Origin of the sequence: Geojedonia litorea, from assembly GCF_042654525.1 — a bacterium.
Taxonomy (GTDB): domain Bacteria; phylum Bacteroidota; class Bacteroidia; order Flavobacteriales; family Flavobacteriaceae; genus Geojedonia; species Geojedonia litorea.
This window is the reverse complement of record NZ_JBHSGP010000024.1, coordinates 25,314-40,893: the sequence shown is the minus strand read 5'-3', so window position 1 is coordinate 40,893 and position 15,580 is coordinate 25,314. Positions and strand designations below refer to the sequence as shown.

The following is a 15,580-nucleotide window of genomic DNA, read 5'->3' as shown; positions in this document are numbered from 1 at the left end:
ATTTATCTTAATTTTCTAATTATATTAAAATGACGCTCTCAATCCAAGAGTAAAAGCTCTAGTTAGTGGCGTTGTACCAATCCTTAATTGGCGAACATCTCTATTTTTAGCTATTTCCAAAAGGTTAGTTCCTTGAAAATTTAAACTTAAATCTTCCATACCAATTTTATTAGATATGTAATCATCGAATTCATATGTTAACTGAGCACGATTAATAGAAAAGAAGCTATTATCGTACAACCAAAATGTAGATGATCTAAAGTTGTTTTGATTTGTACCAGCTGACAACCTAGGAAACGTTGCTGTATTTGCAGTTTCCGGAGTCCAACGATTTAAAACAACTTCAGAATATTTCTCATTTCCGTCAACTGAATAATATTCGTTAAAATTATCATTTAATTTATTACCATATCCTCCTGTTTGTCCCGTTCCAAGGATAAATAGGTTGAACGCTTTATATTTTATGTTTAGGTTAACTCCATAAGTCCAAGGACTACTAGTCTGTCCAATAGCAATTCTATCATCGTCATCAATCCAATCATCTCCATTTTGATTAATATATTTTATATCACCTGGTTTCACCGTACCAAATCGAGGAACTGGCAAACCGGCATTTAAATTACCATCTCCATCAAAATCGGCTTCAGAATAAAAGCCTTGATCAACTAAACCAAAAATTGTAGAAAGCTCTTTTCCAACTCTGTTTTGGTAATCAAACTCATTTATTTCAGATCGTTGTAATGCTTCTGTTTGACTATATAAAATATTAGCCCCTATAGCTACTGAAACATCATTAAAGGTTTTGTTAAAATTCATACCAATTTCAAAACCAGTATATGAATTTTTATCGAAATTGTTATATGGTCTGAAGTCATCATAAAAAGACGGGTATAGGGCATTCAAAAATACTACTTGCTTATCGAGCTCTGATTTAAAATAATTAAACTCGAACCAAAGAGAATTTATTAAATAACTTTCTAAACCTATGTTTAAATCAATACGCTCTTCAAATGTTAAATCAAGATTCTCTCCTTGTGAAATATTTAGTCTGCGATTACGATTTCCATCAGCCCAATTAAAATTGTTACCATTAGAATAGTTTACATCATATAAATAGTAACCATCAATCCCTTGATCAGACTTTAAAACACCACCTGAAGCCTTTAACTTAAGGTAGTTAATAAAATTACTATTCTTCAAAAAAGGTTCTTCACTTAAAATGTACGCCACACCCGAAGTTGGTGATAAAGCACCTCTATTTCCTTCTGGTAGTTTTAGCGAATTAACATAGGTTCCAGTTAATTCAAAAAACAGTTTCTTTTTGTAGTCATAAGCTATTTGAAACCCTAAGTGAGCATCAACATCTCTTTGAATAACATCGTTTGTCTTTTGTGAATTATAATAACCTAATAACGTTGTATTTAAAGAATGATCCTTAGCAAAAGTCGTATCGTAATTTACCAGTCCATAAAAACCAAATCGAGATACAAAACCATTGGTACTAACATTTTCAGTTTGATCTTTTAGGTCTTCACCATAAACATTAAGACCTGTTATGCTATTACCCTGCCAAATTGGTTCATAGGTTTTAAATTGATTCTCTATAGATAAATTATAAGAATCATAAAAATCAAAACTTATATAGGTTCTAGCCGACAAACCTTTTGTTATCCTGTTTAAATCAAAACTGATTGAGTTGTTAAACTGTGTAGAACGAAACACTGTAGTTTGATAACCACCAGCAATAGCCAAGGCTATAGGTGCATCTGAACCGAATTCTTGTGTTGACCCCAAAAGAAAGCCATTAAACGTCCGTGCCGTTTGCAATTGTGCTGCAACCGTAGGGTCGCTGGTGTCTACTAAATCTATAGGTAAAAATGGAGAATAAGCATTAGGCTTAAACGTAGTACCCGCTCTCAACAAATCAGCTCTAGACGCCTTATTTGTACTTATAACCGCAATACCATCTAGACTACTAGTAATCCAATCATTTATTTTAAAATCTATGTTACCTCTTACATTAAAACGGTTAGTTCCTGCATTTATATCATCATTAATATTAACCCATTCCTCGCTAGTATTCCAACCAACATTAACATAATACTGATTTTTATCATTTCCACCAGAAAACTCAGAAATAACATTTGTAGTATTAATAAAGGGTTGCACATACTCACTTGAATATAAGTCCACATCTGGGTATAAGTACTTATTTACACCATTTATAGTATTTTGAATACTCTGGTTTGAAAATCTTCGTCCATCAGTTACTGCTGCACCATCGTTATCCAGAGCTTCATTAAACAGTGTCATATATGCTGCTGAACTCAAATAATTGGGCAAAGCCCTAGGCACACTAATACCAGAGCGTACATTAACGTTAATCTCTTTTCTATTTATTTTTCCGCGTTTTGTGTTAATCACAATAACACCATTTCTACCTTGACTACCATATAATGCCACGGAATTTGCATCTTTAAGCACCGTTATCTGCTCAATCTCTTCCATATTAAGAATATTAGGGTCACGTCCAATTACACCATCAATAACAAAAATGGCATTTCCTATACCTCTTATATTATCAGAGCCTCTTACTCCTAAAGTTAGGCCATTAATGTAATCTCTTACCCATTGCGTATTGTCATAGGTTAAACGGTCTCTTGTGTTTATTGATGAAACTGCTCCAACAATATCACGACGATCTTTAGTGGCTACTCCCATCTTAATTTCGTCATCTTCGGTGGCTAGAAATGGCGATTTCTCCAAGATAATATTACCAGTCAAATCAGACATAGAAATGAGCTTCGATTCATATCCTTTTTTTTCAATTACAACAGACTCATCACCAAGTAACTTAATTTGAAACTGTCCATTAACATCCGAAAATGATTTATTTCCATTAGGTCCAAAAACATTAACTCCATTTAAAGGGTTGCCCTGCTCATCAACCACCGTTGCTTTTACTTCTGAACCTTTTGTTTGCGCTGTTGCAATACTACAAAAGCAAAACAAGGTAAAGCACATTAACGTTAACAACCTATATAATTTATTTATCTTCATTTTTTTTATTTATATTAATTAAAACGAAATTGTATAAAACTACCATCCAGGATTTTGAGGGAAACCCTCATAAATTTGTGTTTGATCAGCTTTAAATGGTAACCAATAATGTTTAGGGAACTCACAAACTCTATCTACAAGAAGTCTTTCTGTGAAATTACTTCTGTTCTCTGGGAAATCTAAAGCTAATTTTCTTCTATACTTTTCTTCGTGTGCTACTCCCCAACGGCGAATATCAACCCATCTATGTGCCTCATAACTTAACTCAACAGCTCTTTCTCTTCTTAATTCATCCATAAACTTGTTGTTATCTGCAACTATACTAGGATGTACATTAGGAATACCGGCTCGATTACGGAATAAATTAATAACACCCTCAGCAGTTAGGCTGTAGGAACCGGGAGCTGTAGTTGCTCCCTTAGATGCATGTAATGCTTCTGCATACATTAAATAAACATCTGTAAGTCTCATATGCATACGCATACCAGAATATTGTCCTATAATATTATTCCAAATACTATGATACTCACCATCAATTATGGGATAAAATTTTGTCCACATATACCCTGTTGTAGATTTTTTATTATCAAAATTAGTTCTACGATGTATACCTGCATTACTTGCATTTTCATACCAAAGTTGAGCAAATCTTTGCTTTGCATCTCCTCCTGTTGCTTTTGGAGCTACCTCTTGACCATCTATAATATGCCATCTGTAAAAGCGTGGATCACGATTTTCAAAAGGTTTAGTAGGGTTATATAAAGTTGGCCCGTATTGACCACTTAAATCATCCTCTATTGAAAGGCCATTAGCCATTCCAAAATTGTTATGAATATAATTATGGGTTGGAGAGATATTTTCTGATATGCTACCATGTAATTCTCTATTTACTCCTGATGTCATAAATCTTTCGACTTGACCTTGATTACCTCCTCCAGCAGAAAACACATATTCTGTACCTCCTGGCCACGCATTAGGTGTTGGTGATTTCCAAAACACCTCATCATAATTATCCCAAGAAGCTAATGCATAATAACCTTGGTCAGCTAATTTAAGTATCCCTGCAAAAGCATCAACAGCCATATCACATAACTCTGTATCATATTGATAAGTATTTATACTTCCGTTATTTCCAAACATTAAAGGGCTTGCTGCTAAAAGTAAGTTTTTACCTTGAAAAGCATATGCCGTTCCTTTAGTAAGCCTACCTTTATTTTCTCCTAATGTTAGTTGACCGTATGCCTTCTCATCCCAATCATTAGGTAATAATCCAATGGCTTTTTTGTAATCTTCATTAGCTAGTAAAGCAACTTCTTTATAGGTTTCTGGACGTGGTATTTGAAAATCATCTATTAAAACTTTATTAATGTATGGATAACGCCCCCAAAATTTCATAATCTCATTATGGAAAAATGCTCTAAAAAAATAAGCTTGTCCAAGAATAACATCTCTTTCATCTTGAGTAGCATTTACCATTAAATCTAACCCTCCATTATCTACACTTTCTACATTTCTAATAACAATATTAGCTTTACGAATACCACGTAAGCTGCCATCATATAAACCAGGTCTTTGTCTATTAAAATTATTATCGTTTTGGACATTGGCTGAATTGGTTCCTGTCGAACCATATAAAGAATTATAGTGATTATTAAAGTAAGAAAAATTATCTGATATAACAGCATTGAAGTTTCCTGCATCAATATCACCACTTATTTTTACTTCTCTATTAACATGCCCATCATCACCCAAAAGAAAATCTTGAAAAGTATGCGTTTGCACTTCATAAGCTACCACTAAGGCATACATTTCTTCAACGAAGCCTTGAGCATTTTTAAAGGTTGAAAAAACCTCTACTTCGTCTAAGGTTGACTCTGGTGCCTGATCTAAATAATCCTCGCATGAAAACGACAATACGAGTCCTAAGATTATTAATAAATTTATTTTATAGTTTTTCATTATTTCTTTTTTTTTAAAAATTCATATTAAAACCAAAGTTAAATCTCTTTAAGGTAGGATAATCCCCTCTTGACTGTGCATCAGATGACGTGTTAAACTCTCTATCATCAGGTAGATCAGACCATAAGAACAGGTTATTACCATTCACAAAAACTTGAAGTTTCTTCAGCCCCAACTTTTCACATGTCTTTTCTGGTATATCATAAGATAAAGAAACTGCTTTAAGCCTTGTTAATGATCCATCCAACCAGTTATCTCTAGGATTGGTAGCTCCATTAGCTTGCCAACTTGGTTGTGTATCTATATTGTTAGGCGTATCTACGGTCCAATAATCTAAATCATGTGTAAAAATCAATGGTGTTGTTTGAGTAAACGTATTGTTGCTAAAACGTCTAGAAGCATTTTGAGTTCCATACAACTGAGCTGAAATACTAAAACCCTTGTAGCGAGCCCCCAAAGTAGCACTCCAGTTTCTTTGAGGTTGTTCTGGATAACCAAAAGGTGCGTTGTCAAAATTAGGATTGTAAATACCATCTCCATCAAAATCAACAAGACCATAATAACCTACACGTGTAAAATTTTGATTTGCATTTGTTGGTGTTGACATATAAACATCATCCCAATTTGTCAATATCCCTGCGGGAATGGCTGTTCTTCCTTGCCCAATTGGATAACCAGCAAACTGTTGATAAGCAGGCCTCAAAAATGGATCATCTCTTGCTATCACTTTATCTATGGCTTGCGTATAATTAAAATCGCCAAATAAATTTAAATCGTTATCGAAGGTATAATTGGCACCCAGAACAATCTCAAAACCTCTTACCTCAACTTCACCTATATTAAGAGCTGGAGGCGTTGCACCATAGAAATCTGGCACACTAAGGTCACTACCTAGAACTACAATATTATCGCGATTTTCTGCAAAATAATCAAATTCACCCGTTAATAAACCATTAAATAAAGAGATCTCGGCACCTATGTTATACTTAGTAGATGTCTCCCATTGCAGGTTTGGATTTCCAACTAACAATTCTCTATAGAAAGTATAAGGCGATCGTCCTCCATTGCCTGAATATGTACTTGGCACTAAAAATGCGGATCCTCCACTTTCCCATTGTGTTTGATATTGAAACCTGCCTAGACCTCCAAAATTATCATCTCCAACAAGTCCATAAGACCCTCTAAATTTGAGCAAATTTACCCAATCAACATTTTCCATAAAGGCTTCGTTTGACACTGTCCATCCTAGTGCTAAAGAAGGGAATAAGTCGAAACGAAATCCTGGACCAAATTGTTCAGACCCATTGTATGCTCCGTTCACATCTAAAAAGTATCTTGAATCATAGTTATAAGTCACCCTTCCTACCCAATCTTCACGATATCTTGGAAACTGACTACCCGTAGCAGACTGCTGTCTTCTCACTAAAAACAGAGCTGTCAGGTTATGTTTTTCTGCAATAGTTTGGTTGTAATTAAATGAAAAGTCATAAACCATTTGTCGCGATCGTTGGCTATTCTCAACCTCAGAAGTTCCCAAAGTCCAAGGTGGTTGAACATAATCAAATCGAGTATCACTATTTGGAATGTTAAACTCCTCACGATCACCATCGTAAAACCTATATGATACACCCCCATCATTTAGAGATTGCCTACTCCTCATATTATTATCTAACGAAAACCGTCCTTGAAAAGACAAGCCTTCAGTTATAAAGTCTAATTTTTGCTTTAGTATAAAATCTGTATTAACTTGGAAGTTCGTAAAAGTTTCATATCCTGAGGCCGACAAATTAACAATAGGGTTATTGAAAATAAAAGCAGTATTAATAGATTGCCCATAAAAACCATCTGGATATACAGGCGTGTAAAGACTTGGAGCTATTTGGTAAAGTCCATTTGTTACATTACCTATTATAGAAGGATTTTCTCTAATCCCTAAATAACCAGATAGATTAACAGACAACTCAGTAGTACTTGTAATATTAAAATCAATATTAGTTCTAAAATTATATCTGTCATATTTGTATTCACCTAAATAGCCTCTTCCATTATCATACTTGCCACCATCAAAAATATCATTTACTGTTTGGTAAGCTAAACTCCCAAAATATTTGGCCGTTTTATTACCACCGCGAACAGACAAATTAATTCTATAATCTTGCGCAAAATCTTTCAACAATTCATCTTCCCAGTTAACGTTAGGATAAATATAACTTTCTTCCAGAGATGTAGGGTTACGGTATCTATCAAGAATAGTTAATGGCGTATAATCTCCCCAGGACGAAGGAGAAACTGCTATTTCTCTAAGAATAGCGCTATTTGCCTGTAATATTGCATCATAAGAATTCAATTTTTGCGGCAATTGTGAAACCATTTTAATGGTTGTATTCACATTTAGAGACAACTCTGCTTTCCCTCTTTGCCCTCTCTTGGTAGTAATCAATATTACACCATTAGCTCCTTCAACACCAAAAACAGCCGTAGCAGAAGCATCCTTAAGCACAGATAAGTTTTCAATATCGTTCATATCTATATCGGTCATCGACCTCTTAACACCATCTACAAGAACAAGAGGGTCTCCATCACCGTTCCATGAACTTCGGCCACGAATAAAAATTTTAATATTATCCTCCCCAGGAGCACCACTACCTTGTATAGCAGTAACACCTGGTAAATTTCCTTGTAATGCTTCTTCAACATTGGTTATACCAGCTGCTCTTACCATTAATTCTTCTCCCTTTACCTGCGTAATGGCCCCCACAACACTCTCTTTCTTCTGAGTACCATAACCTATAATGACTACTTCACCTAAGGCTGCTACATCTTCTTCTAAAATTACATTGATAGTTGTTTTACCTTGAACATTAATTTCTACAGATTTGTAACCTAAGAAAGAAAACTGTAAAATTTCATCTCCTAAAGTAAGTTCAAGGGAATAGCCTCCTTCAAAATCTGTAGAAGCACCTCGTGTCGTTCCTTTTTGTATTACACTAACCCCTGGTAGAGGCATACCGTTAGCATCTGTAACAGTACCTGAAACCCTCTGCTGAGCCAATAAGTCAACCGAAGTGAAACTGGAGAACAATATTGCCAGGAACAGAAACATTACCTGTACAACGCTTCGCCTTTTAAATTTTGGTTTCATTTTGAGTTTTAGTTTTGACATATATTTTGAATTTATATAGTTTATATATACTCTATACTATAATAAAATAATAGTCTTAAAGTTACATAAGCAATTTTACGACTTAATGATTGTATAACTATCCTGCACTATACTGCATGATTTGTTTATTGACGGAATATTACTAGACCTTTAATAACCACATAATGCATTTTATCGTAATTTAAAAGGAAGTCTCCCAAAATTGTTCTAAAGAAAATGGAGCCTACTATTTCTAATAATAATGGTCTAAAATTTTTCTGACTTACATTACAAATCTACAAATCAAACAATGTTGGTAGATACATGGAAATTTCAGGAATATAGGTTATCAAGAGTAAAACAATTACCATTATAAGTAAAAATGGCAACAAAGGATTTATAACTTTAGAAACGGATACATTAGCTATACCACTACCAACAAAAAGTATGGTGCCTACTGGTGGCGTACATAAACCAATACATAAATTTAAGACTAAAATAATTCCAAAATGCACTGGATCCATACCCAACGCCACGACTACTGGCAAGAATATAGGGGTAAAAATTAAAACTGCTGGTGTCATATCCATAAATGTTCCAATAATTAATAACACCAAATTGATAACTAAAAATATTACGATTTTATTACTGAATTGTTCTAGAAGGAATCCACTTATTAACTCTGGTATGCCTTCAAAAGAAAACAACCAAGACATAGCCATAGATGTGCAAATTAAAAACATTACTACGGCAGTTGTTTTTGCACTGGTTAACAAAATTTCTGGAAAATCATTAATTTTTACATCACCATAAATTAGAGCCAAAACAGCAGCATACAATACCGCAATAGCAGAAGCTTCTGTAGCTGTAAAAATACCAGCCACAATACCTCCTACAACAATAACCAACAATAAAAGACTAAAGAACGCTTTTCTAAAATAGGTCCAAATTAAAGAAATTGGTGTGCGACTACCTTTAACAAATTTGCGCGACATAGCTACAAAAGCAATATAACCCATGATAGCAAAACCTAATAGAATCCCTGGTAAATATCCAGCAATAAAAAGCGCTGCAACCGAAGCTGTACCACCACTGGCCAGAGCATAAACAATTAGAATATTGCTTGGTGGAATTAGTAAACCTGTAGTAGACGAAGTTATATTAACTGATGCACTAAACTCTCGGGGATAACCTTCTTCTTCCATTCTATCCGTCATAATACTACCAATTGCCGAAGTGGCTGCAATCGCAGAACCAGAAATGGCCCCAAATAACATAGAAGCCAAAACATTTACATAAGCTAATCCTCCTGGAAGGCTCGCTACTAAAGATTTTGCAAAGTTTATTAACCGATTTGCAATTCCACCACGTTTCATAATTTCACCCGCTAAAACAAAAAATGGAATAGCCAGTAGTGCAAAACTGTCTATGCCAGTTGTCATTCGTTGAGCGATGGTTGTAATTCCGGGTAACTTATCAATATTTAATAACAAACTTAACGTTGTTGAAATACCAAGGCTATAGGCTACAGGAACTTTTAACATTAATAAAATAAAAAAACTTGCAAATAAAACGATTATACTTATTAATTCTACACTCATTTTTAGTCGGTTATTTTATTCGCATTAATTTTTGATAAATGGTATATTGAAAACAACATTATTAACAAGCCACATAAAGGCATAATAGCATAAATATATCCTAAAGGTATTCGTAAAGTGCCTGATAATTGTTCTAGATGCAGTGTGGTGTAGACTAAGTTAGAACCTCCTATAACCATAACTATTAACGCGAAGAAAAAAATACAGATTTCAATAAATATCAAAGCCCTTTTCCTAGACTTTATAGAAAACTTTTGATACAGAAAATCCATGGACAAATGTTCCCTTTTGGCATTTAAATATGCAGCACCTAGAATTGATAACCATATTAAAGAAAATCTTGCTAATTCTTCTGTAAAAGCAAAAGATGTGTTTAATATATACCTAGAAAATACTTGCCCTAATACATCTACCACTAATAGTCCAAAAATAGATATCAGGAAAATTTCCATAATTCTGCAGGCTTTATTGAAAATAACATCTAATGGCTTCATACCTATTGGTTTTTTATCTTATTAATAATTTCGGTCATTTCAGGGTGTTCTATTAAAAACGCCTCTAAAACCGATTTTGATTTTTCTTGAAACAATGATTTCTCTGGAATGATAATCTCTACGCCTGCTTTTTTGGCAATAGCCATAGATTCCTCGACTGATTCATTCCAAAACTGTTTTTGAGCTTTTGACGACTCATCTGCAGCATCTTGAATCCATTGCTTTTGTTCATCGGATAGTTTATCCCAATATTTTGTGCCAATTAATAAAACATCTGGGACAGATGAATGCTGATCCAAAGTATAATACTTACTAACTTCGTAATGATTTGAAGACACAAATGAAGGCGGATTGTTTTCCGCACCATCAACAACGCCTTGTTGTATTGCTGTATATAATTCGCCATATGCCATTGGTGTTGCAGAACCTCCTAAAGCATTTACCATATTAATGGCCATTTGGTTATTCATTACTCGTATCTTTAATCCTTTGAGATCATCTGGTGTTCTAATAGGTTTTGTTGACGTATAAAAACTACGACTGCCAGCGTCGTAATAACACAATCCTCTTAACCAAAATTTACTTCCTTTCTCTAATATAGATATCCCTACTTCGCCTTCTAAAACTTCAAATTGATGCTCTTTATCTCTAAATAAATAAGGAATTCCCAGAACATGATATTCAGGCACAAAGTTTGACAATGTTGCTGCACTTACTTTAGTTATAGCAACACTACCAATTTGCAAAAGCTCAAGTACTTCTCGTTCTGAACCTAACTGTCCGTCTGGAAAAATCTTAACATCCATAGTACCACCGGATTTTTCGTTAAGTGCTTTTTTGAATTCTACAATCCCTTTATGAACAGGATGTGTTTGAGGTAAGGTATGTGCCAAATAAAGTGTTTGGGTTTTTCCATCTTTTTTACAGGACATAAAGGCTGTAAGAAGGATACACACTAGAAGTATTTTTTTCATCTTATATTTTTTTCAATTCAATTTAAATCCAAAATAATTTTTGGCATTGTAGTAACAAATATCTTGAACCATTTTACCTAAGAAATCTATATCGTTTGGTATAAGGCCTTGTTTTACATCTTCCGCTAATAGATTGCACAAAATACGTCTGAAATATTCATGTCTTGGAAAAGATAAAAAACTACGGCTATCTGTAAGCATGCCAACAAAACGACTTAAAAGCCCCATGTTAGATAAGCAATTTAATTGCTTTTCCATGCCATCTTTTTGATCTAAAAACCACCAACCAGAACCCCATTGCATTTTTCCTGGATAATCAGAATTTTGAAAATTCCCCATCATTGTAGCAAAAACTTCATTCTGAGATGGATTTAAATTATAGGTAATGGTTTTAGCGAGTTGATTTGTAGACTCTAGCTTGTTGAAAAGATTTGACATGAACTCTGCCATTGGAAAATCCCCAATAGAATCAACCCCAGCATCAAGTCCAATTTGGTTTAACAACCTACTATTGTTATTACGAATAGGTCCTAAATGATATTGTTGTACCCAATCATATTCATAATATTTCTTTCCTAAATAAACAAAAAGAAAAGATCTGAATTGATCTACTTCATGTTGAATTAGATCTTCACCAGATAACTTCTTAGAAAAAATCGCATCTACATCATCCTTTAAAGCATCTACAATTCTTAATTCTTCCCCTACTCCAAAATCAGATAATCTACAACCTTGTTCATTAAAAAATGCTATACGTTTATCAATAGCATCCAAAAATGCATCGAAGCTATTTATTTTTATAGCACTTGCCTTAGAAAGTTTAATCAAATAATTTGAAAATGTTTCTTTGTTTATAAAAAACAACGCATCTGCTCTAAACGTTGGTAATACTTTGGTATAAAAATCGCCATTAGCAATCTGTTGATGATATAACAAATCGTCCACTGGGTCGTCGGTAGTGCACACTACTTCTACTTTCAAGTCTTCTAGTAATTGTGCTGGTGTTTTATTTTCTAAAATAACATTAGCACTTTCATATATAGATTCTGCAGAACTAGGTTGTAATATATCATCTATGTTGAAATATCGCTTTAACTCTAAATGCGTCCAATGAAACAAGGGGTTTCTTAAGGTATAAGGAACCGTTTCTGCCCATTTTAAAAACTTTTCTTTCTTTGAAGTTGCAGAACCTGTAATGTAAATTTCGTCAATACCATTAGCGCGCATAGCCCTCCACTTGTAATGGTCGCCATTTAACCAAGCATCAGTAATATTTCTAATAGGTTTATCCTCTGCAATTAATTGTGGTGATAAATGATTATGGTAATCTATAATTGGTAAATCTTTGGCAAAGTCATGATACAAAGTTTTAGCAATTTCGGATTGTAAAATAAAATTATCAGTTATGAAGTTTGATGTTTTCATAATAAATCTAGTTGATTGTAACAACTAATGGGTTATTGATTTTTAGTGCAAAAGTTTCTAAATAATTTTCCCATGCTTCTTTGGTAGTAAATTCATCTGCTTTCTTCCAACCAAAGCCTGCATAATACAAAGCTCTTCCGTTATTTACTTTTACTTGTGCATATAAATTGCTCCAATCTTTCACTGGAGTATCAAATAATTCACTTGAAAGCATGTTTTTATTTGGAACTACAATGGCTATTCCAAGCTCGGAATCATCATGCGGTTGCCAATACGAAATCCAACCAGAAGCTTCATTCTGTGTTGGCATTCCACCTTTCTCGTGCAGTGTTAAACCCGTATAAATGGCATCAGTACCAGTAATTTCAATTTCGAATCTTGATAAATTACTTCCATAATCTAATGAGATGTGCTTTTTTTCGGTAATGGTTTGTCCGTTGGCATCCCAATCAGCATACTCTAATACAAAGCTGGTTCTTATTGGGCCAGTTGTAATTGTTTTCCAGTTTGTGAAGTTTTTAGAAATGTAATACGTCGTATCTATTTTTACGGCAATTCCTCCTACGCCTCGACTCACACCAACGTGAAAATTATCTAGTCCTTCTCCACTATCTTTATGATAAGCACCTTTATCATTTTCTGCTTTTTTGTACCATTTATTTATAATTGGATATTCTACTCGTTTTAACCAAGCATCTATACCACTAGAAAGTGTGCCACCTTTTACATTATCTTCAATCATTTTTTGAGCTGTAGGACCAAAAGTTCTGAAACCAACTTTATTATTTTCCCAAGCATAATCGTCTGTGCGTTCTGGTACAAACCTTGAATAGCAATATTCTATTACCTCTGGTTTGGATGATGCATCAACTTCTAAAAGCTCGAATTGTTTTTCAGAATAGGCTTCAATTTCTGGTTGAAATAATAACACATCAACTTTCCCGTCTTGATCTTCGTCTACAAATTGAGATACTAAAATCGCATTCGATTTTAAATCTTTAACACTTAAGTTTTCAAATACTCCTTCTGTTTTAAGATTAACGTCTGCTCTTTTAATTTCAACAGTTTCGAAATTTCGAGCAAGGTCCAAAGTGTTTTTTACCGTTATAATTTGATTTGATCCTCTGCTACAACTGACTAAAGCGCAACATATCAATATTAGGCTGTAAAAGGTTGAAATTTTCATCTGTTTAAATTTTATTGTTTTTTATCGGTCAGAAGTAATTCGCCAATAATCATTTTGGTTGTTATCAACTTCTTGTTATGGCTCATTTCATATTAATTTTCGTTTGATGGTTTTCCTATGGTAGCTAAAATTCCGCCATCAACATAAAGAATATGTCCATTTACAAAATCGCTAGCTTTCGAAGACAAAAATATGGCAGCACCAGCTAAATCGTTAGGGTCTCCCCACTTCGCTGCTGGTGTTCTATTGATAATAAAATCATTAAAAGGGTGGCCGTCAACACGAATTGGTGCAGTTTGAGATGTTGCAAAGTATCCTGGGCCAATCCCATTAACTTGGATATTGTGTTTTGCCCATTCTGTGGCCATATTTTGCGTTAGCATTTTTAATCCGCCTTTAGCTGCAGCGTAAGCGCCTACACTATTTCTACCCAATTCGCTCATCATAGAACAGATATTTATAACCTTACCCGCTTTTCTAGCAATCATGCCTTTTACAACATGTTTTGAAACTATAAAAGGACTCACCAAGTCAATATCGATCACCTGTTTAAAATCGGCAACTTCCATTTCAATAAGCGGTGTTCTTTTAATAATTCCAGCGTTGTTAATTAAAATATCTATTTGTCCTATTTCAGCTTCTATTTTTGAGATAGCAGAAATAACTTGTTCTTCATCAGCAACATTAAATTTGTAGCCAACGGCGTTAATGCCTTCACTTTTATATTCGGCGACAGCCTTATCGATTTTTTCTTGTGAAGAATTGCCGTTTACAATAATTGTAGCTCCAGCTAATCCTAAGCCTCTGGCCATTGCCATACCTAAACCATGTGTACTTCCTGTGACTAGGGCATTCTTGCCTTTTACATCAAATAATGACATACTCATAACTTATCTTAATTCGGTTATTTTAGCAACATCCATATCACCATAATCTAAATTTTCACCTGCCATTCCCCATATAAACGAGTAACTACTGGTTCCTGAACCTGAGTGAATTGACCAAGGTGGTGAAATTACCGCCTGATTATTTCCCATCCAGATATGGCGTGTTTCCTGTGGCTGTCCCATAAAATGACATACCGCTTGATCTTCTGGAACTTCAAAATAAAAATAAACTTCCATGCGTCTGTCATGAACATGAGCTGGCATGGTATTCCAAGAACTTCCTGATTTTAAAGTTGTCATTCCCATTTGTAATTGGCAAACATCAACAACACTGTTTACGATATACTTTCTTAAAGTACGGGCATTTGCCGTTTCAGCAGCGCCTAATTCAATAACCTCAACATCGTTTATTCCAATTTTTTTATTCGGATATGATTTGTTTGCAGGTGTAGAATTAATATAAAATAATGCAGGATTTGAGGCAGACTTGCTAGAAAAAGTGACATCTTTATTTCCTTGTCCTACATATAAAGCCTCTCTATGTTCTAAAACATATTCAACACCATCAACATTAACGGCACCAGCGGCTCCTATATTAATAATTCCTAATTCCCTTCTTTCTAAAAAATACTCCGCTTTTAAAGGGTCTATAGCTTCTAATTTTAATGCAGTTTTAGTTGGTACTGCACTGCCAGAGATAAATCTATCATAATGCGAATACACTAATACAATTTTGTCTTCCTGCATTAAATTATCAATTAAAAACTCTTTTCTTAATTGTTCAGTATCATAGCTTTTTACGCCTTGTGGACTTGATGCATATCTTGTTTCGTAATACGTTTTCATTGTTTT

At 34.2% G+C, this 15,580-nt stretch carries 10 protein-coding genes; all 10 read right to left on the bottom strand.

Going from position 1 to position 15,580, the window contains the following annotated elements; all coding sequences use genetic code 11:
- Nucleotides 1-24: 24 nt before the first annotated feature.
- The 10 genes from ACFO5O_RS15075 to kduI all read right to left on the bottom strand — a co-directional run bounded on the left by ACFO5O_RS15075 (nucleotide 25) and on the right by kduI (nucleotide 15,574).
- Nucleotides 25-3,060: a SusC/RagA family TonB-linked outer membrane protein gene (locus tag ACFO5O_RS15075; protein ID WP_387965281.1), complete on the bottom strand. Its 3,036-nt coding sequence runs from the start codon at nucleotides 3,058-3,060 to the stop codon at nucleotides 25-27.
- A 39-nt stretch (nucleotides 3,061-3,099) separates the two neighbouring features.
- Nucleotides 3,100-4,974 carry a RagB/SusD family nutrient uptake outer membrane protein gene (locus tag ACFO5O_RS15070; RefSeq protein ID WP_387965279.1) on the bottom strand — a complete coding sequence of 625 codons (1,875 nt, stop codon included), beginning with the start codon at nucleotides 4,972-4,974 and terminating at the stop codon, nucleotides 3,100-3,102.
- Between the two features lie 58 nt (nucleotides 4,975-5,032).
- The gene (locus tag ACFO5O_RS15065; protein ID WP_387965277.1) at nucleotides 5,033-8,161 is read right to left on the bottom strand and encodes a SusC/RagA family TonB-linked outer membrane protein; all 3,129 of its coding nucleotides are present in this window, start codon (nucleotides 8,159-8,161) and stop codon (nucleotides 5,033-5,035) included.
- Nucleotides 8,162-8,457: 296 nt separating this feature from the next.
- Complete coding sequence (locus ACFO5O_RS15060; RefSeq protein ID WP_387965275.1) at nucleotides 8,458-9,762, bottom strand: TRAP transporter large permease; 1,305 nt, start codon at nucleotides 9,760-9,762, stop codon at nucleotides 8,458-8,460.
- Between the two features lie 2 nt (nucleotides 9,763-9,764).
- A complete protein-coding gene (locus ACFO5O_RS15055) occupies nucleotides 9,765-10,256 on the bottom strand; it encodes a TRAP transporter small permease (protein WP_387965273.1) in 492 nt (163 codons plus the stop codon).
- A 2-nt stretch (nucleotides 10,257-10,258) separates the two neighbouring features.
- Nucleotides 10,259-11,230, bottom strand: coding sequence for a TRAP transporter substrate-binding protein (locus ACFO5O_RS15050; protein ID WP_387965271.1), 972 nt, complete (start codon nucleotides 11,228-11,230; stop codon nucleotides 10,259-10,261).
- Nucleotides 11,231-11,242: 12 nt separating this feature from the next.
- The gene (uxaC, locus tag ACFO5O_RS15045) at nucleotides 11,243-12,655 is read right to left on the bottom strand and encodes a glucuronate isomerase (RefSeq protein ID WP_387965269.1); all 1,413 of its coding nucleotides are present in this window, start codon (nucleotides 12,653-12,655) and stop codon (nucleotides 11,243-11,245) included.
- Between the two features lie 7 nt (nucleotides 12,656-12,662).
- On the bottom strand, nucleotides 12,663-13,841 hold the full coding sequence (locus ACFO5O_RS15040; protein ID WP_387965267.1) for a DUF4861 domain-containing protein: 1,179 nt from the start codon (nucleotides 13,839-13,841) through the stop codon (nucleotides 12,663-12,665).
- Nucleotides 13,842-13,933: 92 nt separating this feature from the next.
- Complete coding sequence (locus ACFO5O_RS15035) at nucleotides 13,934-14,728, bottom strand: gluconate 5-dehydrogenase (protein ID WP_387965265.1); 795 nt, start codon at nucleotides 14,726-14,728, stop codon at nucleotides 13,934-13,936.
- A 3-nt stretch (nucleotides 14,729-14,731) separates the two neighbouring features.
- Nucleotides 14,732-15,574 carry a 5-dehydro-4-deoxy-D-glucuronate isomerase gene (gene kduI, locus ACFO5O_RS15030; protein ID WP_387965264.1) on the bottom strand — a complete coding sequence of 281 codons (843 nt, stop codon included), beginning with the start codon at nucleotides 15,572-15,574 and terminating at the stop codon, nucleotides 14,732-14,734.
- Nucleotides 15,575-15,580: the final 6 nt, after the last annotated feature.